Below are 21671 nucleotides of genomic sequence, written 5' to 3'. Positions count from 1 at the left end.
TTCAGCCTAAAATGTAACCCGAGCCTATGCAGAAGTCGGTCCGCTTCGTTGGTAACTCAAATGGTCAAATTTACGCGACATTTGTTAGGTACACCTTTCGGTCCATTGCAATATGTATTGTATTCTCGCGTATCAATTTTTGATTGCTGCCTGAAACTGCTGACTTCGCCAACCAAATATATTAGGAAAAACTAGTGGCCACCAAGGTAAAGAAGCTCGCAGAGGGCGTTTTTTATACATTGCTTTATATACTGATGTTTGAGGTGCTCTTTATATACTGATGTTTGAGGTGCTCTTTCGAACGGCCTTTGTCCATCTCCCACGTCCAAGAGGGGCGCCGTATATGCTTACGCTTGCGTATCTCTCGTTTACATTGCTTGGGCTGGGGCCGATTGTGATTTTTACTTTGTTGGTTTCAAGTTTTAAACACGCAGCGGTCTTAACAGCCTTAGCGTCCGCTGCAATATTTGCTTTCGCATTACCGGGAAGGTCTGGGCTGGCACTATATACAACTATTGTTTTCGGCGCGGTTGGATTAATTTATCTGATTATGGGATTAAGGGCGGTTGCTAAAATATGCTGGAAAAACTGGCGCAAATCGCATGCAAGATAACAGCAAAAGTAAACTAGAAGACGTTGAGGCCTAGTGCTTTCCAACGCCTAGTCTTCAGTTAGGTTCGTTTTGCTGGCAAAGTCTCAATATGAATTTTATTCATCTTCTGAAGGAATGTTGCAAAGCGATTGGAAATGCTTTTGAGATTTGGAGATTAAGTAAATGACAGAAGTGCGTATCTCAAAATATTTGCCGACCAATCGGACTAATGCGGGCGCCTACTTGTTGAATGATTGGACTTCCGCCTCTGACATCGGCGAAAGATATTCGCTCACAGCTGAGGACTATCTTGCTCAAGAAGATGCATATTGGGAAGCGGCTAGGGAAATTTTTAGTCGGCTGCAAATTAGGAGCTTGACGATATCGGAGGTTGAAGTCGAACTCCCGCTGAGACGGTCAGGTATTCCCCAACTTGAAAAGTTATCTGACCATCCGGTTTTGAGTAAACTATCTGAAGGCTCCAACGTCGATATTCTGGAGTTTGAAGTGCTTTTTCGATTGAGTTTGCGAGAAATGCTTTGGGTGTGCGCCAACGCAGATAAGAATACCTATGTCCATTTTGGCTATGATTTATATGTATATATTGGATCAGAACAGGATTTTAGGGTGCCAGATGTAGACGGTGTGTTTATCGAACCTTTTGCATCACCTTACCATACTGATTGCTTGAGTTGATTTTAGAATGTTAAGCGGGTTGGCGCTCTAAATTTGTCGTGAATATGCTTTTGCGATAGATAAACTGAACATCCTCATACTAAATCGTAATCCCCCCATCAATATTGATGGCTTGGCCGGTGATGAGGGCGCTTTCGTTTGAGGCTAGGAAGGCGCAGATGCCTGCTATTTCTTCGCTGGTGCCGAAGCGGCCTGTGGGTTGGCGTTCTATGAAGAACTGTAGGGCTTGCTCTTCGCTGCCCATCTGCTCGGCCAATTCTGAAATGCGGTCGCGTAGGCTGGGGCTGTCTACGGTACCCGGGCAGACGCTGTTGCATCGGATGCCGATGTCGACATAGTCGGCGGCGATGGCCTTGGTGAGGCCAATGATGCCGCCTTTGGCTGCGCCATAGGCTACGCGTTTGGGGAAGCCTTTAATGGAGCTGGCGACTGAGCCGATGGTGATGATCGAGCCGCCTTGGGCTTTCATCTTTGGAATTGCGGCACCAATAACATTGTAGGCGCTGGTGAGGGTAATATCGATAGATCGTTGCCATGCATCGGCATTTGTCTCTTCAATCGTGCCTTGGTGCACGTAGCCCACTGCGTGCACCAAGACGTCAATCTGCTTAAACTGCTCGACATAATCGGCAATCGCAGATTGATCCGTTGCGTCTAAGACGCTGTTGGTTGTGCCGCTTAAATCCGGCAACAAATCTCCATTGATATCGGACGCAAAAACGTTAGCGCCTTCGTCCCGCAATCGCTCGGCAATTGCGCGACCAATGCCTTGGCCCGCGGCGGTGACAAGTGCGGTTTTGCCTTCTAGTCGGTTTGGCACAATATCCATTTTCCCCTCCGCTAAATCGCCACAACGCGCTGGGACTGTGCGCCCAGCTGATCAATGCTGAGTTCAACCTGATCGCCCGGCTTGAGATAAAGCGGCGGGGTTTTGCCCATGCCAACGCCTGGCGGGGTGCCCGTACAGATCAAATCGCCCGGTTCGAGACGCATAAATTCTGAAAGATAGGCCACGATAAAAGCGGGGTCGAAAATCATAGTGTTGGTGTTGCCGGATTGCATGCGCTCACCATTCACATCAAGCCACATGGCGAGATTATCCGCGCCACCCAACTCGTCAACCGTCACCACAAGCGGCCCTGTGGGGCAAAAGTTCGGGAATCCTTTGCCCTTTGCCCATTGGCCGCCACGATCCAATTGCCAAGCGCGCTCGGAAACATCATTGACCACGGTGTAACCCAGAATATGCTCCAACGCCTGATCTTGTGAAATGTTAAGCGCTTGCTTGCCGATCACAATGCCCAGCTCAACTTCCCAATCCAATTTGGTCATTTTGTCTGAAAACAAAATGGGATCATTGGGGCCGCAATAGGTGCCAGAGGATTTGTTGAACAAAATCGGCTCTTTCGGCGGCTCCATGCCTGCTTCTTTGGCGTGGTCCGAATAGTTGAGGCCAATACAATAGATGTTTTTCGGCTGTGCTACGGGCGCGCCGATGCGCACATTTTCGAGTGAAACAACGGGAAGGGCGGACAAGTCAAAATCGGCCAGTGCCTGCTGCAAACCAGCAATCGTTTCCGGCGTAAAATCGGGCACAAGGCGCGATACATCGCGTGCTTTGCCGTCCTGATCCAGAATGCAGGGCACTTCCTGCCCAATGTCGCCAACGCGCATTAATTTCATATCTATTGCCCTTTCTGAGCCCAAAATGTGTTGTGAAGCGGCGCGCCTTGCACGAATGCGTCTGCGCCAAGTTGATCTTGAATGCGTAAAACCTCGTTCCACTTCGCCATGCGCTCGGAACGGGTGAAGGAGCCAACTTTGAGCTGGCCAGCGCCTAGCCCAACGGCCAAATGGCTTATGGAAACATCTTCAGTTTCGCCAGAACGGGCCGACACAATTGACCGCCAATTCTGTTGCGATGCAGCTTCAAATGCCGCGATGGCTTCGCTGACAGTGCCCGCCTGATTGACCTTGATCAGCACGGCGTTGCAAGCGCTCATCTGCTGCGCATCTTTAACCAGCTTCGCGTTCGTCACGAGGAAATCGTCGCCAATGATTTGAACTTTGCTGCCAAATCTGTTGGTGAACTCGATCATGCCCTCAGGGTCATCTTCGCCCAGCGGATCTTCAATGCTGGCGATGGGATAATCGGCGATCCACTGGCCCAACAACTCAATCAGCTGGGCACTGGACAGGTCGCGATCTTCTAAGGCCAAATTATACTGGCCGTCTTTCCCAAACTCGCTGGCCGCCACATCGAGCGAAATGACCACGCGGTCGCCGGGCTTTTCGCCAGCTTTCTCAATGGCGCGCACCAGAGTTTCTAACGCTTCTTCATTGCTATCGAAGTTGGGCCACCAGCCACCTTCATCGGCAACGCCTGCTAATTGGCCCTTCGCCTTCATCAAATCGCCAGCGGCGAAGTAAATCTCGTTCGTGATTTCCATCACCTCATCGAAGCTTTTTGCGCCGGGGACCATCACCATAAAATCTTGAATGTCGACCCGGCGTCCTGCATGGGCGCCGCCGCCGAAAATTTGAATTTCGGGGAGCGGTAAGCTCGGCGTGCGACCATAAAGCTGCGATACGCGCTGCCAAAGCGGCTGATCTAAATTTACGGCGCTGGCGTGCAAAAAGGCGAGAGAGGTCGCCACCATAGCGTTGCCACCCAATTTGGATTTGAGCGGTGAGGGGTCGAGCTGTAGCAAAAGCTGATCCAGCCCCGCTTGGTCCTCAATGTTTTTACCCACAAATTCGGGTGCGATTTGATGATTGAGATGATGCAGCGCCTTTTGCACATCCATGCCACGCAAATGGTTGCCGCCATCGCGTAGGTCAATAGCTTCGCGCATGCCGCGAGATGCGCCTGCAGGCGCAATGGCGCGACCCAATTTGCCATTTTCAAGGGCAACTTCCACTTCGATTGTGGGGTTGCCACGAGAGTCCCAAACGCGCCTAGCGTTTATTTCTCGGATAGCGGTCACAAGCCGGCTCCTTCGCTAAAAATCGCCAGCAGCAAAAACATCGCTGAGCTGGTCGGTTTGTCTTTTCAAAAGAGAGGTGGCCAGCGCCCGCACATATCCCTGTTGGATGCGTCCCAAATATTCGACTGGCGATTTGCCATCGACGCGTGCGAGCATTAATGCGGGTAGAAGCCGGGCGACACGTTGCTCCAACTCTCTGCCAGATTCCCAATTGGCCTGAATGGCATAAAAGTCCCAGAAGCGATGGGCTTCTTGAATATATTCTTTCTGCATGTCGGGCACATGGATTGCCTTTAGGATCAAATGGTTTAGGCAAAATGCTGCATCGAATGCCGGGTCGCCAAATGTGGCGCATTCGGCATCCAAAATGATCGGTTGGCCATCGCGAAACAGAATATTTTTTGGGCTAATGTCCCCGTGCACCAGCGCCTTTTGATGGCTGCGCAACATTTCTATGATGGCGTCGATTTCTTCCACTAGGTCAGGGTGCACCTGTTTTAGATGCTGCAAATAGGGGGCAATCCGAAGCGCTTCGAAATCTACTTGATTGTCGAAATTTGCCTTGTCAAAGGCAGGCTGGCTGCTGTTGATATGTATCTTGGCAAGCAAGTCACCTAATTTTCCGGCTTCTCCCCGAGGTTGCACTCTATTGAGAAGGTTTGCTTTCCAAACAAATACATTATCGCCCTCGATGAACTCCATGATGAAACCGCCCAGCTTCTCTGAGCGACCAAAGAGTTTAGGGCAATTGTTTGGTGCGATTTCCGCAAGTGATTGAAGCCACAAATATTCAGCCTTGTTGCGATGCACAGGGGCTTGCCAGTCTTCTGCAACTTTCATTTGAGGCAGCGCGAACTTCGCGCAAAGTTTTTGGGTGCGGCCCTCAATCACGGCGATGTCGGACGCAACACCGCCAGTGAGCGGCGTGACGGACATAATGTCGTTTTTGTCCATCAATCCCAGCTCAACCACCAGTTCAATGCTTCGTCCGCCTAGTTCGGTTTGCATGGCCAATCTCGCAACTACATCACGCCAAAGCGTTCATAGGCTTCAACGGTGCTCATGCCACCTTCGATCGCCAACCGAACTTTATTTTCGGTGCTGGCTTTTTCAAAGGCGCGTGCGATGGCTTCTTCTTCAGCAGCTTGCGGGATCACCAAAACGCCGTCTCGGTCGCCAAACATCAGATCGCCGGGATTGATGCGGATTTTGCCGATTTCGATGGGGACGCGATAATCAATCACTTTGCCGCGTGGGCCTTGATCTTGCGCATAGGTGCCATGGCTGAAGGTTGGGAAGTTCAGCTTCAAAATGCCTTCACTATCGCGACAATATCCGTCACAAATCGCGCCATTAGCTTTCAAATGCAGGGCGCGGGTCGACATAAGTTCACCCCAAACCGCATAGTTGGGTGAGGCGCCCGCGCAAACATAAACTTCGTTTGGCTTAAGATCATCAAGCGCATGGAACATCAGGCCAAAGCCTTGGTGGCTAAACGGACCATTGCCCTGCGAAGGCTCTGGCTCAAAATAATCAGCTTCCAAAACTGTCATGGCGCGGCCCAGCACCACCATATCGTCGTGAAGCGGCTTAATGTGAGGCGGCAAGAATTGATGGCGATAGCCCATCACGTCCAAAATGTCGCCGACCACAGCTGTGAAAAGCTTTTCGCGAATAGCGGCGAACAATTCATCATCATTTTTATAGCTGGTCATGCTTGGCGCTCCTTTGTATTTATCCGTTGAGCCGTGGCTATGCCGTGCATAGCACCGCGCAACTCGGCAAGGCCGCGCAAACGACCAATGAGCGAATAGCCCGGAAAAGTTTCGTCTTTGTCGATGTCATCGGCGAGCAAATGCCCATGGTCAGGGCGAACCGGAATTTGCCAATCGGCCCGGCCTTCGGCTTGGCGACGCTTTTGTTCTTCCAAAAGTGCATAAAGCACGGCGACAATATCGCTTGATCCGGTCAAATGATCGGCTTCATGAAATGAGCCATCTCGTTCGCGTTGCACATTGCGCAAATGCGCGAAATGGATGCGCGGCGCAAACTCAGCAACCATTGCCACCAAATCATTATCTTCTCGGGTGCCAAATGAACCTGTGCAAAAGGTGAGGCCATTCGCATGGTCATCTGCAGCGCTCAAAATGCGACGGACGTCATCTGCAGTGGAGACAATACGGGGCAGGCCATAAAGCGAAAACGAGGGGTCGTCTGGATGTACGCACATGCGGAGCCCCAGTTCCTGCGCGACGGGAATGATTTCGCCAAGGAAATATGCGAGATTTCGATGCAGATCGTCGGGGGTCACACCATCATATTCCTCAACTGCCTGCAAAAAGCTTTCTCGATTATATTGCCGCTCGGTCGCGGGAAGGCCCGCTATCAGATTGTTTTCGATACGTTTGATTTTCTCTGGCGTGAATGTGTTGAAACGCGCTTCGGCGATCACCGCATCTTTGGAGGTGTAGCTGGCTTCAGCATTGCGCCGTTTCAGCACAAACAAATCATAGGCGGCGAAATCCACAGCGTCGAACCGCAATGCGAATGCGCCGTTTTCCAAAGGATGCGTCAGCTCTGTGCGGGTCCAATCCACAACAGGCATGAAATTATAGCAAACAACATCCAACCCACATGCGGCTAGGTTGCGCATCGTGTCCTTATACCAACCAATATAGGTACTGCGCTCTTTGGTGCCGAGCTTGATGGAGTTGTGCACTGGAATGCTCTCCACCACACTCCAACACATCCCGGCGTCTTGAATTATGGCATTGCGCTTTTCAATTTCCTCAAGCGGCCATGCGGAGCCATCGTAAATATGATGCAGTGCAGAAACCACGCCAGTGGCACCAGTGTGGCGCACGTCGCGCAGGGAAACAGGATCCTCTGGCCCGTACCATCGAAAACATTCTTCCATAAAATTCATGCCGCACTCCCAAATTTTCTTTTTGTTGGACCAGATTGAGGCAATAATGGATAAAAAGTTGAAATTTGCAAGATTTAATCAGCAAAAAAGTGGAAATTTGACGAAAATTACAAAAATTTTCATTTTTTCTTGACATATTTTTTTATGTGGTCCAACAAATAAACAAGCGTGGGAGGAAATTTTGAGCGCAGTTGATCAAAAGCCAAATCAGGATGCCGTTTCGGATGAGGGGGTATCAAAAACCTCTGCTGTTGACCGTGCGGTTGAACAGATTAGGGGGCTTATTGCGGAGCGTGAGTTGACGATTGGCGATGCCTTGCCAACAGAGCGCGAGCTCAGCGAGCAATTTCAGATCGGCCGTAATACGGTGCGTGAAGCTATGCAGGTTTTGCGGGCCTTTGGTATCATCGAAACACGCCCCAAAGTCGGCGCGGTGATCTGTGGCGGTCAATCAGAAGCGCTGAAGCGTCTTTTCTCTTTTCATCAGGGTATCTCACCTGAATCATTCCGCGATTTGCAGGACTACCGCCGGATTATTGAAATTGGGGTAGGGGATCGAATTTTGATGAAGGCGAAGGATGAGGATATCGATCATCTGAGCACCATCAATGCCCGTATGTTGAGTTCAAAGACTGCAGAAGATGCGGCGCGTCACGATTTTGAGTTTCATGAAGCGTTGGTCGCGCTATCTGGTAACCGCACCACAGTGGCGGCCTATCGCATGATGCGGCCAGTGATCGAAGAAATCATGCTCATTGGTAAAACTGAGCGTCCCACTCAATCGGCAACCTATGAGGCACATGAGGAAATTATCGGCGCGCTGCGCGAGCGCGACAGAATTGCCTATGCCTATTTGGTGAGCCGTCATTTGGAATTTGGTTTGCGGTTTGTTGTGAAAACATAGGACTGAGCCGCAACCAATATGCTGTTGGTTCACATCAGCATTTTCGTGCCAAGCCGGAGGAAGCCCGACACGCCGGTGACAACTATAAAGGGCGTTGTACAAGGAGATTGGAAATGGACAAATCAAAAAGAAACTTTCTTGTCATGGCCGCATTGGCCGCTGGCGTCAGCTTAACGGGTACTTCTGCTTATGCTGAAGGCAAGTCAATCGCAGGTATTGTGTTCCAGCAGGACCAATATATGCGTGGCGTGCAAATCGGCATGGAGAAAGCAACCGCTGAATCTGGCGATCAATTGCTTTCGGCCAACAGCGACAGCAAGCTAGAAAAAGAATCTCAACTGATCGACACCTACATCGCACGCGGTGTTGATGCGATTGCGGTGACCCCATTGTCAGCCGATGCGTCAATGACAGCCCTTAAAAAGGCGCGTGATGCAGGCGTGATCGTGGTGACATTTGGCACCACAGTGAATGGCGACATTGCACAAGCAAGCGTCACCAGCTCAAACACCGATATTGGTATTGGCACAGGTAAAGCAGCTGTTGAATTCTTGAAAGAACTAGGCGGTGGCGAGAAAGTGAAAATCGGTACATTGGCCTTTAAATCACTGCTGCCAGAACAATCAGATGGCCGCGTAAACGGCTTCTTGAGCCAAGTTGAAGACTATGTGGACGTGGTCTCAGCACAAGATGCGTGGTTGGCTGAAAAAGCGGTGGCGGTAGCCAGCGATATGTTGACCGCGAACCCAGACATTCAAGTGCTTTACGCAGCGAATGAGGGCGGCACAGTTGGTGCGGTGCAAGCCGTGAAACGTGCGGGCCTTGAAGGCAAAGTGTTTGTGTTCGGTACAGACGGCTCTGAGCAATTGGCAAACATGCTGCTTGACGATGACAATGTGTTGCAAGCGGTGACTGCGCAACAACCTCTCGAAGTGGGTCGTTTGGCGATCGACGCGGCAATCAAATTGATTGATGGCGAAGAAGTCGAGAAAGACATTTCTGTGCCTGTATTGCCATTGCAGCGCATCGATCCTGAAGGCGTAAACGCCTTTAAAGAAGGCTTGAAAGCCCTAACCAACTAAAATGAGAATTGGGGCGAGTCAACTCGCCCCATTCAACTCTTCTCTGGGCGATGATTATGCAAAAACTCGCGACAAAAACCGACGAAGATGGTGTGCTCGAATTCCACGATGTCACCAAGCTTTATGGTCCAACAAAAGCACTCTCATCCTTTACCCATCGTTTTGACAAAGGGCGTGTACACGCCTTGATGGGCAAAAACGGCTCCGGCAAATCTACTCTAGTGAAGCTGCTGGCGGGTGTTATTCAACCTACATTGGGCACCATGTTCGTAAATGGCGGGCAACGCCAATTTACATCGCCTCACGATTCATTTGCCGCAGGCATTGTGACGGTGCACCAAGAACTGTCTTTGGTGCCAGAGCTGACCGTGGGCGAAAACATCTATCTTGGCCGATTGCCCCAGCGAAATGTGGGCGGCTTATCATTTGTGCATTGGAAAAAATTGCATGCGCAGGCTGATGCGTTGCTGCAAGATATGGGCGTGAACATTAAATCACGCCAAGCGGTTTCCACGCTGAGTGTTGGGCAACAGCAAGTTGTTGAGATCGCGAAAGCCATGTCCTTCAACCCCTCGATTTTGTTGCTCGATGAGCCGACTTCGGCACTCGCAACAAAAGAAGTGAACATGCTGTTTGGCCTTGTGCGCCGCTTGAAAGAGCAGGGGGTGACCATGATTTACATCACCCACCGCATGAGCGAACTGTTTGACATTGCTGATACCTGCACTGTGATCCGCGATGGCCACTATATTGGCAGCGTTGAAATGAAAGACGCTGACCATGCCGACATTGTGGGCATGATGTTTGGCGATGAAGCCCATGCAACCCGACCGCCGCGTCGCGCCATTGAGCGCAGCAATCCCGTGTTGCAGGTAAAAAACATCTCCCGCACGCACGGCTTCAAGGACATTTCATTTGATTTGTATCCCGGCGAAATTCTCGGGATTGCGGGACTGCTCGGCGCGGGCCGCACGGAAGTGATGCGCGCGATCTTTGGTGCTGATCCATTGGATGCGGGCAGCGTGACGCTGAACGGCGAAGATGTGACGGGCTATACGCCACGGCAAATGAGCCAGGCGGGCCTAGGCTATACGCCGGAAAACCGCAAAGAAGTCGGTTTGGTGCAAATGGCAGCGATCACGGACAATTTGTGCATGGCGAGTTTGGACGCAGTGGCTAAGGGCGGGATCATCACCCGCGCACAGGAAAAGCCGTTTGTCGACAAGCAAATCAAGGATTTGTCCATCAAAACGGACGATCCGGAATTGCCCGTTTCATCACTTTCTGGCGGCAACCAGCAAAAAGTGGTGATCGGCAAATGGCTGAACACCAAGCCGAACGTGATGTTTTTTGACGAGCCGAGCCGTGGCGTGGATGTGCACGCGAAACGGCAGATATTCGATATTATTTGGGAAGGTGCCGAACACGGATTGTCGAGCATCTTTGTATCTACGGAATTGGAAGAAGTGTTGGAAGTTGCTGACCGCGTTTTGGTGATGCGGCAGGGTGAAATTGTCACCGAGGTGGACCCAACAAAAACAAATCTTTCTGAGCTTTATGGCTTGTGCATGGAAGGAGCCAAAAATTGACCACAACAACCGAACATGTTGAGCGCAAAGAAAACTTTGCCATTGGTATTCTTCGTAATTACCCGATGGAAATTATCCTCGGGGCGTTGATTGTCTTTTTGATCTTTATGGCGCCGGGCTTCGCCTCAACCCATAATTTGCTGAACGTTTTGCGGACAGTATCCATGCTCGGCATCATTGCTTTTGGCATGACAGCGGTGATCATTTCAGGCGAAATCGATCTTTCCGTTGGCGCAGGTGTTGCGCTCGCGGGCTGTATAGTGGCCTGGTTTGCCGGGGCCATCGGCGGTTGGGGTGGCGTGGCCGTTGGGTTTGCAGTTGCCGTGTCTGTTGGGTTTAGCGTTGGCTTTCTCACTGGGCAATTCCGCCGCTGGTTCGATGTGCCAACCTTCATCACCACCTTGGCGCTATTTGCAGCGCTGCGCGGCGTGGCCAACTTGATCACGGGCGGCTTTCCGCTCACCAACTTCCCGTCTGGCTTCGACTTTTTGGGCGGCGGCTATCTGTTTGGTATCCCTTTCCCGGTATACGTGTTTGCCTTCACCTTTGTGGCGATGCATTTCATCATGAACAACACCAGCTTTGGTCGTGCGGTTTATGCCGTGGGCGGCAATCTGGAAGCTGCACGGCTTTCCGGCATCAATGTGTGGTTGGTGAAAAGCATGACGCTGGCCATCACAGGCGTGTTGACCGCAATTTCAGGCACATTGATCGCATCGCAAATCGGGTCGGGCACCGGCACCACGGCGACAGGCATGGAGCTTGATGTGATCGCAGCTGTGATCATTGGCGGCACCTCGCTGTTTGGTGGCAAAGGCCGGATATGGGGCACGCTGATTGGTGTGCTTTTCCTCGGCTGTATCTCAAACGGCATGACGCTGATGAATGTGAGCGAATATTGGCAATATGTGGTGCGTGGCGGGATCATTCTTGGCGCCGTGCTGCTGAACCAAGTGCTAGAGCGTGTGCGCTAAGGAGGGCGATATGACTGAATTTGAAGGAAAAATTGCACTTGTTACAGGCACGTCCGGCATTGGACTAGCCTCAGCCGTGCGCATGGCAAGTGCCGGGGCGACTGTTGTTGCCTGCGGCATTGACCCGGACGCAAATGCGAAATTCGACGCCATCGCTAAAGAACAAGGACTAAATATGTCTGCACGGCAAGCGGATGTTTCCGATGAGAAAGTGGTGCAGGATGCTGTCGCAGCCATTGTGGCAGCACATGACGGGCTGGACATTATTGTCAATGCAGCAGCCGTGCATCCGTTTGGCACGGTGACCAGCACGGATTGGGCCACATGGCAAAAATGCCTGACGGTCAATGTGGGATCTATCTATCTCACTGCCCATTTTGGCATTCCAGAAATGGAGAAACGCGGCGGCGGTGCCATCGTCAATATTTCCTCCGTGCAGGGGCATAATTGCCAGCAAAATGTTGCTGCCTATGTGGCGTCAAAAGGGGCAATCCACGCGGTGACTCGCGCCATGGCGTTGGACCATGCAGAAGCTGGCATTCGCGTGAATTCCGTTAGCCCAGGTTCAGTGCGTACGCCCATTCTTTCGCTTGCGGCCGCCAAATATGGCGGTGAAGGGGTGAGCGAAGAGGAGGCTTTCGCCCGTTTTGGCGCAGCCCACCCAATTGGCCGCATTGGCGAGCCAGAAGAAGTGGCCGAACTGGTGGCCTATCTCGCTTCTGATCGCGCAGGCTTTATCACCGGATCTGACTATAAAATCGATGGGGGGCTCACCGCAGCTATTGGCGTTAAATAGCTGCTGGGCAAAATTTATGAAAATTGGTTTAGGCCTTTATAGAGAACAACTTACGCCTGATAATCTGCAATTTGCGGTGCAGGCAGGGGCCACCCATATTGTGGCGCACCTCACCAATTATTTCCGCGGGGTCGATCCGCGCATTGCGAGCGGAGATGATAGCGGATGGGGCGATTGCTCGGACGACACGCTATGGACCTATGAAGAATTGCGCGATCTCGTGGAAATGGTGCGCGAAGCCGGGTTGGAGCTGGCGGCCATTGAAAATTTCTCGCCAAAATTTTGGCATGACATTCTTCTGGATGGACCAAAGCGCGAAGAGCAAATTGAAGATTTAAAGCAACTTGTGCGCGATGCTGGGCGTGCGGGAGTGCCTTGTATTGGCTATAACTTTTCGTTGGCAGGCGTTTATGGATGGACGCGCGGACCCTATGCTCGCGGTGGTGCAGAATCTGTCGGTTTTGGCGTGAAGGAAGATCAGCACAAACGTCCTGATCCAAATGCGCCCATTTCGGATGGCATGGTGTGGAACATGCGCTATCGCAAGCCAGAACCGAACGCGCCGCAAATCACGGCGACATCAGATGAAATGTGGGATCGCTTATCCCGCTTTCTGAATGATCTGGTGCCAGTGGCAGAAGAGGCCGGGGTGGTTTTAGCAGCGCACCCAGACGATCCGCCAGCCGAGCAATTGCGTGGCACCGCCCGCTTGGTCAATCGGCCGGAAAAATATGATCGTTTGATGGGCGTGATTGACTCGCCATCCAACGGGTTAGAGCTTTGCCTTGGTTCACTGCAGGAAATGCCGGGCGGTGAGATTTACGAACATGTGCGCCGCTATGCGCGGGCAAACCGCATTGGCTATATCCACTTCAGAAATGTGAAGGGCAAAATTCCGCATTATGTGGAGACCTTCGTCGATGAAGGCGATATTGATATGGCCGAAATTGTGCGGGTGCTGCGCGACGAAAATTATCAAGGCGTTTTGATCCCAGACCATACGCCAGCCATGCAATGCGCTGCATCATGGCACGCGGGTAAGGCGTTTGCCCTTGGCTATATGAAGGCGCTCGTGCAAAATATGGATGCGCTGGGTCCATCAAGATCTGCACCATAGGAGGAGAAGATGTCGCAAGAAATTCAATGTGTTGTGCCTACGGGCGACAAAACAGGTGAAGGCGCTGTTTGGTCCGCAGAAGAGCAGGCTGTTTATTGGTGCGACATCAATCGATTTCTTGTGCATCGTTACGATGAGAAAACCCAAAGCACCCAAAGCTGGCTGTTTGATGAGCCTGTGGTGGCTGTATCACTGACCAGCGAAGCAGGGCGCTTTTTGCTGGCGCTTGCCTCTAAACTGATCTGGTGGTGGCCAGAAACGGATCGACGCGAAGACCATGGCTTCAAACTCAAAGGCTTTCCGCAGGTACGCCTGAATGACGGCCGAGCTGACCCGCTAGGCAATTTCTGGGTTGGGTCCATGAAAAACAATGTCCTGCCGGATGGCGAGTTGGGTGACGCTGGCCCGGGCGAGGGCGTTCTGTTCCGCATCACGCCTTCAGGCGAGGTAACAGAATGGCGCGATAATCTCGGGATTTCGAATACGCTGTGTTGGAGCCCTGATCACACCAAATTCTATTTTGGCGACACGTTGGAAAATCAGGTTTATGCCTATGACTATGACAAGGCAGATGGCTCAATTTCCAATGAGCGGGTTTTCTTCGAAGGTTTTGACCGTGGCGGGCCTGATGGCTCAGCCATGGACACCGAGGGCTATTTGTGGAATTGCCGCTTTGGCGGGGATTGTATCGCGCGTGTTGCGCCAGATGGGGCGATTGACAGGTTGATCGAAATGCCAATCTCAAATGTCACCACCTGCACGTTTGGCGGTGCAGACTTGCAGACGCTATACATCACCAGCGCGAGCATATTGTGTCCGCCGGGGCAGCGACTGGCGGGGAGCCTCTTCTCTTTGCGTGTCGACCAAAAAGGCATGGCAGAAAATCGATTTAAAGTGCAGGCCTGATGGAAAAAACGATTGAATGGGGACACGGCCAATTGAGTGTTCAAGCGCTGGGCAGCATGATTGGTCCCGTCGAGTTCAAACTGCCCGATGGTCGGTGCGTTTCGCCGTTTCAAGTTGCCCCGTGGGGAGAGGATGAGCAACGGATCGAACTGCCGGGCATATTGCAGCGCTTGCGCGGCGAATGGCCTTGTGTGCCTTTTGGCACAGACGCATTGCGCGAATTGCCAGAAAACTGGCCCGCGGTTGGCGTTGATAAGAATTTCGCCACTGATCCGCATGGCTTTAGCGCCAATCATAATTGGGAATTTGATCAGGTTGATTCCGACATGATCAGCATGTCGATCCGTTATCCGGATGAACACCCGATTGAGATGTTGCGCCGGACAATTACACCGGACCCAACTGGGCCAGCCTTGGACTTCGAGCTGGAGGTGATTGCCCGCGAAGCTTGTGACCTGTCATTTGGGTTGCATCCGACATTCAAGGTCTCAGGACGCCCGGGCGATATGCGAATTGATGCCAAACATTATGATTTCGTGCACAGTTTTCCCGGCGATGTAGAGCCTGGTGCAGCACTTTTTGCGCCAAACCGAGTGTTTGAACAGTTGGAAAATGTCACAAGCCGAAATGGACAGCAGATTGATGCCACGCAGTTGCCATTGCCAGATGAATGCGAGGACTTGCTGCAGATCGTCGGGATCAATGGTGAGGTTAGCCTAGAATTCGACGCCGAAAAATATGCGGTGCATCTGAATTGGCAGAAAGAGCATTTTGGCAGCTTGCTGCTTTGGTATTCCAACAAGGGACGCAAAGCCTATCCGTGGAATGGTAGACACCAAGCGTTGGGAATGGAGCCAATTTGCGGTGCCTTCGATCTAGGGCCAAGCCAATCAAAAGCGAACAATCCCATTAGTGAGAGCGGCACGCCCACCACAATAAGATTTGAGCCGAGTATTCCGTTTAAAACAAAATATCGAATTGCTGCCGCGCCACTTTAGGCTCAGTCAGCGCAAAGCTCGCCCAACCGTTTGCCGAAATGATGCGCGGCGGCGCCGATAAGTTCGTCGGCGTTATGTTTGTCGCCTGCGATAATGTGGGGGCGCATATCTTTGGTGATCAGCGAATTTGGGGGTAGGGCTTTCTCGAACGCAGCCAAAAGGCGCTTGAAGATCGCCTCATTGTGGGTGAACGGGCCCGTGAGCACGATTTCATCTGGGGTGAGGGTGAGTACAACATTACGCAAGGTGAGGGCCATTAGCTCAATTTGGCGTGCGTAATCTTGCTCATTGTCTTTTCGATCTAGATAGGTTTGAAACCGACGCTCATCGATGGGCATATCCGGATCGGACGATTTCTGCTTGAGCGCCCACAGGCCAGCTTCGGCTTCGACACAGCCGACCATGCCGCATTTGCAAATGGCAGTGCTGGCTTGATCCACACAGCAATGGCCGATCTCGCCCAAGCTGGAGCGACGGCCATTTTCTTGCGCACACACATAAGCAGCGCCGATGCCCAAACCCCAATGCACAAGCACCATGCTTTGAGTTTTCTGGCTCGACCGCTTGTCAAAGCGCGCATGTAACTCGCAATTCAGGTTTTTGCGCACACCCACGGGGGTTTGCAGCTTTTGTTCGAGAACATTGAGGTCTAGCCCCAGCAACTTCGGCCAATAGATGGAGTAGACCCATTTCTTTTCGGTCTCATTCACAATGCCGGGCAGGGAAATGGAATAGCCTGCAAACTGCGCGCCTTTGGGTAAATTGGCCATGCACTCGCGATAGAGGGCTTCCATGATGGTGATAAAACGGTCCGGGTCGACGCTATCAGCCACGGTTTTTTCACTCGCCACATGCAGCACTTCTCCGGCCAAATTGACGGCGGCGCAATGAATGGTGCGCGAAATTGTGTAGCCGACAAGCGCGACCAGTCGGTTCACATTTGGAGATAAAACAATCTCCGGACGACCCTTTTGACTGATTTCTTCCGGACGTGATTCTTCAACGAGACCTGTTTCAATCAAATCGAGAACGAGCTTGGAAACAGTGGCAGGGCGAATGCCTGTTTCCTCTGCAATTTTCTTTCTGGTTTGGAAGGGCTGGGCGCAAATCATTGAAAAAATTCGGCCTTTTCGGCCCGCAGGCATGTCATGCCCGTCAAAATTAAACTGCTTAGAATATTGGCTAAGCATCGGAATAATCGTCATAAATTTAGTCCCATCTCCATCTTGCTCACTATGCAGCGAAAATTTTCAAAAAAAAACTCATGAGCGCGATTTTTATTTATTGACAAAAATGTATTTAATTACGAAGATGAAAATAAATAAGGAGTAGCCATGAAAATTTCAATATCTGACACCAAAAAACAAAATGGCGCATTGGCAGCGGAGTCGGGGGCGAAAGCCATCCGCGCAACGATTGCAGTAAAAGGCCATGCGCGGATTATTTTGGCGACCGGTGCGAGCCAATTCGAAATGCTGGAAGCATTGGTGCAGGCGCCAGATATTGATTGGGCTAAGTGCGACATCTTCCATTTGGATGAATATGTCGGCGTTGGCGAAGATCATGGCGCGAGCTTTGTGCGCTATTTGCGCGAGCGTTTTGTTGCCAAGGTACCTGCTGTGGCAGCGTTCCACGCAATTGATGGCCAGGTTGCGGATATGGACGGACAAATCGGGGCGCTTAACGCCGCGATCTCTGAGGCGCCGATTGATGTTGCGTTTGTTGGTATTGGTGAAAATGGCCATCTGGCCTTCAATGATCCGCCAGCAGATTTCGAAACCGAAGTCCCTTATATGATTGTGACGCTTGATGAGGCGTGTCGCCAGCAACAAGCTGGGGAGGGCTGGTTCGAAAACCTCGCCGCTGTGCCAGAGCAGGCCATTTCCATGAGCGTGCAGCAAATTTTGAAATCGAAAGTAATCATCTGCACTGTGCCGGATGAACGCAAATCGGACGCGGTGAAGGGCGCTGTAGAAGGGCCCGTAAGCAATCTATGCCCAGCTTCAATAATGCAAACGCATGATCAGACCTATGTGTTTTTAGATGCGGCTGCAGCCAGTAAACTGAGCGAAAGCGCAGCATAAATGGCTGATCAAATGGTTCATATACCCCAAATCGCGCCCCATAATGCGGATCTGGCACTGCTGCAGAAGCAGGCAGAACAGGCTGGCATGGCTTCAGGGGACGAAACCGCGCTCAGCTATGGCCTGATTGATCTGCAAGTAAATGGGTTTGCGGGTGTGGATTTCAACCGTGCGCCGATCACAGCGGATCAGTTGGATTTGGCGTTGGCGCAACTGGCGCTGACCGGGGTGACATCTGTATTGCCAACCCTGATCACCGGAGCAGACGAACATTTTGAGCAAACACTGGATGCGCTTGAGCAGGCAGTGAACCAATCAAAACTTGGCCCTCATATGGTGCTGGGCTATCACATTGAAGGGCCATTCCTTTCCCCAAAAGATGGTTTTTCAGGTGCCCATAATGCCAACCATATGGGGCCAGCCCGCATCGCGCTTTATGAGCGGCTGCAAAAGTCCGCCAACGGCAAGATCAAGCTGGTGACTGTTGCTCCTGAGGTGACAGGCGTGTTGACGCTGATCCCCGAATTGGTGGCGCAAAATATCTGCGTGTCGCTGGGACACACGGCCGCAAATGGCGAGCAGGTGAGTGACGCGGCGTCTGCTGGGGCGATGCTCTGCACCCATTTGGGCAATGGCTTGCCACAGCAAATGCACAAAACGGAAAATCCGCTCTTTTGGCAATTGGCTGAAGATCGGCTGTTTGCCATGTTCATTGCAGATGGCATCCATGTGACCAAAAGTGCTTTGCAAACCATGTTGCGCGCTAAGGGTGTGGAGCGATCAATTCTATCCACCGACGCTGTGTCAGCGGCAGGGGCGAAAATGCCAACTGGGCTATACACACTTGGCGAAGCTGAGGTGGAGCGCGATGCAGGTGGCACAGTGCGCATTCCCGGCTCCAAATATCTTGCTGGTTCATCCACCACCATGGATCAAATGGTGCGCAATGTGATGGATTGGTATGGCTATTCCTTTGCGGATGTGCTGACAATGACCAGAACCAACCCTTTGAAAGTGCTCGGCAATCAGCCGGAGAGCTTAAACTCAAAAACAGAACAGAATTTTGTGGAATGGCAACGCCATTCAACGGGCCTTGCGGTGCAACGCGCCTATGTGGGCCCCTACAAGATTGAACGTGAATAATCGTGATTGTGAGGAGGAAACTATGTCAAAAATGATCACAAAACGCAGCCTAATGATGGCGGCAACATTGCTGTTCAGCAGCGCCACATTGGCAAATGCGCAAACCGTTTTGCGCTTGGCAGAAAACCAGCCAGAATCCAACCCTGTAACCGTGGCGATGCACCATTTTGCCAAACTGGTGGACGAATATTCTGACGGTAGCGTGAAAGTTGAAGTCTATTCAGGTGCGCAGCTCGGCCAGGAAGTGGAAACCATTGAGCAAACTCAATTGGGCATCATCGACATGGCGCGGGTAAATACTGTGCCGTTGGCCAATGTGTCACCATCTGTCGGCGTGTTCACCTTGCCTTACATCTTTAAAGGCAAAGAGCATAAATACGCAGTGTTGGACGGAGAAATCGGCCAGCAAGTGCGCAAAGACATGGAAGCAACAGGCATTGTTGGCTTTGACTTTATGGAAGCGGGTTCACGCAGCTTCTATACCCGCGAAGGTTCACCTATCAATTCAATCGATGATTTGAAGGGCTTGAAAATTCGGGTGCAAAGCTCGCCAATTTCAATCCGCATGGTCGAACTGCTTGGCGGCGTGCCAACACCAATGAACTATGGTGAAGTCTATTCAAGCCTGCAAACTGGCGTGATTGACGGTGCGGAAAACGACTTTGTGAGCTTCTTGACCTCTGGTCATTATGAAGTGACGGCCAACTATGTGATTGATGGTCACTTGAGCCCACCAGCCATTTTGATCATGAACAAAGCAAAGTTCGACAGCTTGTCACAAGAAGATCAGGACGCGATTTCAAAAGCGGCGAAAGATGCAGCTGTTTATGAGCGTGACTTGATGTTCACTGCCAATGATGAAGCGCGGGCAAAAGTTGAAGAAGCGGGCGTAACCGTATCAGAAATTGACAATGGCCCATTCCAAGAAGCCATTTTGCCAATCTATGATGAGTTCCCGCATCTATCTGACTTGATTGAAAAAATCCGCGCAGTTGATGCAGAATAATTCATGGTAAAATGAAGTGAGGGCAGGCCTGTGCTTGCCCTTATTTTATGCGGAGGGGAGGCAAATCGATGATCATGATTGCAAAAACAATAGATGGCATAAATGTCGTGGCCGAATTTGTGTGCCACCGCTTGCTTGAATTGATCGTGTGCGTCACCTTTTTGCAGGTGGTGATGCGCTATGTGTTTAGCAGCCCCACCAAATGGTCTGAAGAAACGGCCATGATCTGCTTAGTTTGGTATGGCATGATCGCCGCGGCAATTTGCGTGCGTCGCCACCAACATATCGCGATCACTTTCTTCCGAGATTTAGCCGGACCGCGCATAGCACGCTTCCTCGATATTGCTGCACAAGTGGCTGCATTTATTTTCGCGCTGGTGCTGATCTATTCCGGTTTGAAACTAACGGAACTGACAGGCGCGGTGAAACTGCCTGCGTCCGGTTTTCCGAAATCCACCCTTTATATGAGTGCGCTTGCAGGCGGAGCACTGATCTGCCTCAACGTGATTGCAAATCTGATCACGAATTCACTTGATTTGCCTGGTTTCCAAGAGGGGAGCACAAGCGCGTGACCCAACAAACTATTGGTATTTTTCTATTGTTGGGCAGCTTTTTGGGCCTATTGTTTGCGCGGGTGCCGGTGGCCTTCTCCCTTGGGCTATCCTCGGTGATCACCGCGACCTATTTGGGCCTGCCATTGATGATGATCGGCCAACGCATGGTCAATGGCCTGTTCAGCTTTACTTTCCTTGCGGTGCCGTTCTTCATTCTTGTCGGCAACATCATGACCGAAGGCGGCATATCTGACAGGCTGGTGAAATTTGCTGACGTGCTGGTGGGCCGTTTCAGAGGCGGCTTGGCGCAAGGCAATGTGGTGGCAAGTACATTTTTTGGCGGCATTTCAGGCTCGTCTGTGGCGGACGTGGCGTCCATCGGATCGTTCCTGATCCCAGCCATGAAAAAGCGAGGCTATAGCTCAGAATATTCGGTGGCCGTTACCGTGACCTCATCGGTGCAGGGCGTGTTGATCCCGCCGAGCCAAAACATGATTTATTATGCCTTGGCCGCAGGGGGCATTCCGATTGGGCAGCTTTTCATTGCTGGCTATGTTCCAGGCATCTTGCTGTCCGTTTCGCTGATGGTGCTGTGCTGGATTGCGGCGATCCGCCACGACCATCCAAAAGGCGACAAATATGGCTTTAAAGAAAGCATCGGCATTATGAGCCGTGCCTCCATCGGCCTGTTCACCATTGTGATCATCATTGGCGGCATCATTGCGGGCATTTTCACCGCAACTGAATCTGCTGCTGTGGCCGTGGTTTATGCGCTGTTGGTGACAGTGTTTATCTATCGCACCATGGATCGCACAAAAATGCGCCGCATCATGTCTTCAACGCTGTCATCGCTGGGCATGGTCGTGTCGATCATCATGACATCATCCGCATTTGGTTTCTTGCTGTCTTATCTGAAGGTGCCGACCATTTTGGCCGAATTCATCTTGGGCATGTCGTCAAACCCAATCGTGATTTTGCTACTGATCAATCTTTTGCTGCTGGTGCTGGGCATGTTGATGGATATGGGCGTTCTAATCTTGATCATGACCCCAATCTTATTACCAATCGTGCTGAAAATCGGCGTCGACCCCATCCATTTCGGCATCATTATGATTTTGAATTTGGGGATAGGCGTGTGCACGCCGCCAGTCGGCACCTCTCTCATGGTCGGGTGCGGGATCGGCAAGGTGAAGATTGAAAACACGATCAAAAGCCTGATGCCTTTCTATATGGCCATGGTGATCGTTTTGTTACTTGTTACTTTTATTCCCGCATTTTCCTTGGGCTTATTGTCCATTCTCAACAATTAGCCGCGAG

General features: G+C 51.5%; 22 protein-coding genes. 15 read left to right on the top strand and 7 right to left on the bottom strand.

Translation table 11 applies throughout. From position 1 onward, the window contains the following. Positions 1-343: 343 nt before the first annotated feature. Entirely contained in the window at positions 344-613 is a 270-nt protein-coding gene (locus ACP15Y_RS02985; RefSeq protein WP_424981518.1) for a hypothetical protein, read from the top strand. Positions 614-775: 162 nt separating this feature from the next. After that, complete coding sequence (locus ACP15Y_RS02980; protein ID WP_424981517.1) at positions 776-1288, top strand: hypothetical protein; 513 nt, start codon at positions 776-778, stop codon at positions 1286-1288. Positions 1289-1367: 79 nt separating this feature from the next. Here ACP15Y_RS02980 and ACP15Y_RS02975 read toward each other — a convergent pair whose 3' ends face one another. The 6 genes from ACP15Y_RS02975 to uxuA are packed head-to-tail and all read right to left on the bottom strand — an operon-like array spanning position 1368 to position 7192. Beyond that, the gene (locus ACP15Y_RS02975; RefSeq protein ID WP_424982448.1) at positions 1368-2108 is read right to left on the bottom strand and encodes an SDR family oxidoreductase; all 741 of its coding nucleotides are present in this window, start codon (positions 2106-2108) and stop codon (positions 1368-1370) included. A 20-nt stretch (positions 2109-2128) separates the two neighbouring features. Beyond that, positions 2129-2971: a fumarylacetoacetate hydrolase family protein gene (locus tag ACP15Y_RS02970; protein ID WP_424981516.1), complete on the bottom strand. Its 843-nt coding sequence runs from the start codon at positions 2969-2971 to the stop codon at positions 2129-2131. 2 nt (positions 2972-2973) lie between these two features. After that, positions 2974-4275, bottom strand: coding sequence for a phosphopyruvate hydratase (eno, locus tag ACP15Y_RS02965; protein ID WP_424981515.1), 1302 nt, complete (start codon positions 4273-4275; stop codon positions 2974-2976). A gap of 15 nt (positions 4276-4290) precedes the next feature. After that, on the bottom strand, positions 4291-5283 hold the full coding sequence (locus ACP15Y_RS02960) for a phosphotransferase family protein (RefSeq protein WP_424981514.1): 993 nt from the start codon (positions 5281-5283) through the stop codon (positions 4291-4293). Between the two features lie 14 nt (positions 5284-5297). Further along, on the bottom strand, positions 5298-5990 hold the full coding sequence (locus ACP15Y_RS02955; protein WP_424981513.1) for an RraA family protein: 693 nt from the start codon (positions 5988-5990) through the stop codon (positions 5298-5300). Next, on the bottom strand, positions 5987-7192 hold the full coding sequence (gene uxuA / locus ACP15Y_RS02950; RefSeq protein ID WP_424982447.1) for a mannonate dehydratase: 1206 nt from the start codon (positions 7190-7192) through the stop codon (positions 5987-5989). The genes ACP15Y_RS02955 and uxuA overlap by 4 nt, the downstream gene beginning before the upstream one ends. 190 nt (positions 7193-7382) lie before the next feature. Between uxuA and ACP15Y_RS02945 the strand changes: the two genes are divergently transcribed. The 8 genes from ACP15Y_RS02945 to ACP15Y_RS02910 all read left to right on the top strand — a co-directional run bounded on the left by ACP15Y_RS02945 (position 7383) and on the right by ACP15Y_RS02910 (position 15567). Further along, positions 7383-8105, top strand: coding sequence for a FadR/GntR family transcriptional regulator (locus ACP15Y_RS02945; RefSeq protein ID WP_424981512.1), 723 nt, complete (start codon positions 7383-7385; stop codon positions 8103-8105). A 113-nt stretch (positions 8106-8218) separates the two neighbouring features. Then, on the top strand, positions 8219-9187 hold the full coding sequence (locus tag ACP15Y_RS02940; protein WP_424981511.1) for a substrate-binding domain-containing protein: 969 nt from the start codon (positions 8219-8221) through the stop codon (positions 9185-9187). Positions 9188-9243: 56 nt separating this feature from the next. Next, entirely contained in the window at positions 9244-10776 is a 1533-nt protein-coding gene (locus ACP15Y_RS02935; RefSeq protein ID WP_424981510.1) for a sugar ABC transporter ATP-binding protein, read from the top strand. Continuing rightward, positions 10773-11750, top strand: a complete 978-nt coding sequence (locus ACP15Y_RS02930; RefSeq protein ID WP_133570762.1) for an ABC transporter permease — start codon at positions 10773-10775, stop codon at positions 11748-11750. Before ACP15Y_RS02935 ends, ACP15Y_RS02930 begins: the two co-directional genes overlap by 4 nt. Positions 11751-11760: 10 nt before the next feature. Further along, positions 11761-12546, top strand: coding sequence for an SDR family NAD(P)-dependent oxidoreductase (locus tag ACP15Y_RS02925; RefSeq protein ID WP_424981509.1), 786 nt, complete (start codon positions 11761-11763; stop codon positions 12544-12546). A 16-nt stretch (positions 12547-12562) separates the two neighbouring features. Then, complete coding sequence (locus tag ACP15Y_RS02920) at positions 12563-13663, top strand: mannonate dehydratase (protein WP_424981508.1); 1101 nt, start codon at positions 12563-12565, stop codon at positions 13661-13663. Positions 13664-13672: 9 nt separating this feature from the next. Continuing rightward, positions 13673-14569: an SMP-30/gluconolactonase/LRE family protein gene (locus tag ACP15Y_RS02915; protein WP_424981507.1), complete on the top strand. Its 897-nt coding sequence runs from the start codon at positions 13673-13675 to the stop codon at positions 14567-14569. Then, positions 14569-15567, top strand: coding sequence for a hypothetical protein (locus ACP15Y_RS02910; RefSeq protein WP_424981506.1), 999 nt, complete (start codon positions 14569-14571; stop codon positions 15565-15567). Before ACP15Y_RS02915 ends, ACP15Y_RS02910 begins: the two co-directional genes overlap by 1 nt. Positions 15568-15569: 2 nt before the next feature. On the opposite strand, the gene ACP15Y_RS02905 is transcribed toward ACP15Y_RS02910, so the two are convergent. After that, positions 15570-16772: an ROK family protein gene (locus ACP15Y_RS02905; RefSeq protein WP_424981505.1), complete on the bottom strand. Its 1203-nt coding sequence runs from the start codon at positions 16770-16772 to the stop codon at positions 15570-15572. Between the two features lie 129 nt (positions 16773-16901). Between ACP15Y_RS02905 and ACP15Y_RS02900 the strand changes: the two genes are divergently transcribed. The 5 genes from ACP15Y_RS02900 to ACP15Y_RS02880 all read left to right on the top strand — a co-directional run bounded on the left by ACP15Y_RS02900 (position 16902) and on the right by ACP15Y_RS02880 (position 21664). After that, on the top strand, positions 16902-17651 hold the full coding sequence (locus ACP15Y_RS02900; protein WP_424981504.1) for a glucosamine-6-phosphate deaminase: 750 nt from the start codon (positions 16902-16904) through the stop codon (positions 17649-17651). Continuing rightward, the gene (locus ACP15Y_RS02895; RefSeq protein ID WP_424981503.1) at positions 17652-18794 is read left to right on the top strand and encodes an N-acetylglucosamine-6-phosphate deacetylase; all 1143 of its coding nucleotides are present in this window, start codon (positions 17652-17654) and stop codon (positions 18792-18794) included. It abuts the gene before it with no gap. Between the two features lie 22 nt (positions 18795-18816). After that, entirely contained in the window at positions 18817-19800 is a 984-nt protein-coding gene (locus ACP15Y_RS02890; protein ID WP_424981502.1) for a TRAP transporter substrate-binding protein, read from the top strand. 68 nt (positions 19801-19868) lie between these two features. After that, positions 19869-20372, top strand: coding sequence for a TRAP transporter small permease (locus ACP15Y_RS02885; RefSeq protein WP_424981501.1), 504 nt, complete (start codon positions 19869-19871; stop codon positions 20370-20372). Beyond that, positions 20369-21664, top strand: coding sequence for a TRAP transporter large permease (locus tag ACP15Y_RS02880; RefSeq protein WP_424981500.1), 1296 nt, complete (start codon positions 20369-20371; stop codon positions 21662-21664). Before ACP15Y_RS02885 ends, ACP15Y_RS02880 begins: the two co-directional genes overlap by 4 nt. Positions 21665-21671 lie beyond the last annotated feature (7 nt).

The sequence above is a fragment of the Maritalea sp. S77 genome (assembly GCF_049801075.1).
Lineage (GTDB): Bacteria > Pseudomonadota > Alphaproteobacteria > Rhizobiales > Devosiaceae > Maritalea.
The sequence above is the reverse complement of the archived record's forward strand: the minus strand, read 5'-3'. Positions and strand labels throughout refer to the sequence as shown.

Excerpts from the sequence above, each read along its gene's own strand:
- ACP15Y_RS02985 (WP_424981518.1), top strand. The coding sequence starts at position 344 with ATGCTTACGCTTGCGTATCTCTCGTTTACATTGCTTGGGCTGGGGCCG.
- ACP15Y_RS02980 (WP_424981517.1), top strand. The coding sequence starts at position 776 with ATGACAGAAGTGCGTATCTCAAAATATTTGCCGACCAATCGGACTAAT.
- ACP15Y_RS02970 (WP_424981516.1), bottom strand. The coding sequence starts at position 2,971 with ATGAAATTAATGCGCGTTGGCGACATTGGGCAGGAAGTGCCCTGCATT.
- ACP15Y_RS02960 (WP_424981514.1), bottom strand. The coding sequence starts at position 5,283 with ATGCAAACCGAACTAGGCGGACGAAGCATTGAACTGGTGGTTGAGCTG.
- ACP15Y_RS02955 (WP_424981513.1), bottom strand. The coding sequence starts at position 5,990 with ATGACCAGCTATAAAAATGATGATGAATTGTTCGCCGCTATTCGCGAA.
- uxuA (WP_424982447.1), bottom strand. The coding sequence starts at position 7,192 with ATGGAAGAATGTTTTCGATGGTACGGGCCAGAGGATCCTGTTTCCCTG.
- ACP15Y_RS02940 (WP_424981511.1), top strand. The coding sequence starts at position 8,219 with ATGGACAAATCAAAAAGAAACTTTCTTGTCATGGCCGCATTGGCCGCT.
- ACP15Y_RS02935 (WP_424981510.1), top strand. The coding sequence starts at position 9,244 with ATGCAAAAACTCGCGACAAAAACCGACGAAGATGGTGTGCTCGAATTC.
- ACP15Y_RS02925 (WP_424981509.1), top strand. The coding sequence starts at position 11,761 with ATGACTGAATTTGAAGGAAAAATTGCACTTGTTACAGGCACGTCCGGC.
- ACP15Y_RS02920 (WP_424981508.1), top strand. The coding sequence starts at position 12,563 with ATGAAAATTGGTTTAGGCCTTTATAGAGAACAACTTACGCCTGATAAT.
- ACP15Y_RS02915 (WP_424981507.1), top strand. The coding sequence starts at position 13,673 with ATGTCGCAAGAAATTCAATGTGTTGTGCCTACGGGCGACAAAACAGGT.
- ACP15Y_RS02910 (WP_424981506.1), top strand. The coding sequence starts at position 14,569 with ATGGAAAAAACGATTGAATGGGGACACGGCCAATTGAGTGTTCAAGCG.
- ACP15Y_RS02905 (WP_424981505.1), bottom strand. The coding sequence starts at position 16,772 with ATGACGATTATTCCGATGCTTAGCCAATATTCTAAGCAGTTTAATTTT.
- ACP15Y_RS02900 (WP_424981504.1), top strand. The coding sequence starts at position 16,902 with ATGAAAATTTCAATATCTGACACCAAAAAACAAAATGGCGCATTGGCA.
- ACP15Y_RS02895 (WP_424981503.1), top strand. The coding sequence starts at position 17,652 with ATGGCTGATCAAATGGTTCATATACCCCAAATCGCGCCCCATAATGCG.
- ACP15Y_RS02890 (WP_424981502.1), top strand. The coding sequence starts at position 18,817 with ATGTCAAAAATGATCACAAAACGCAGCCTAATGATGGCGGCAACATTG.
- ACP15Y_RS02885 (WP_424981501.1), top strand. The coding sequence starts at position 19,869 with ATGATCATGATTGCAAAAACAATAGATGGCATAAATGTCGTGGCCGAA.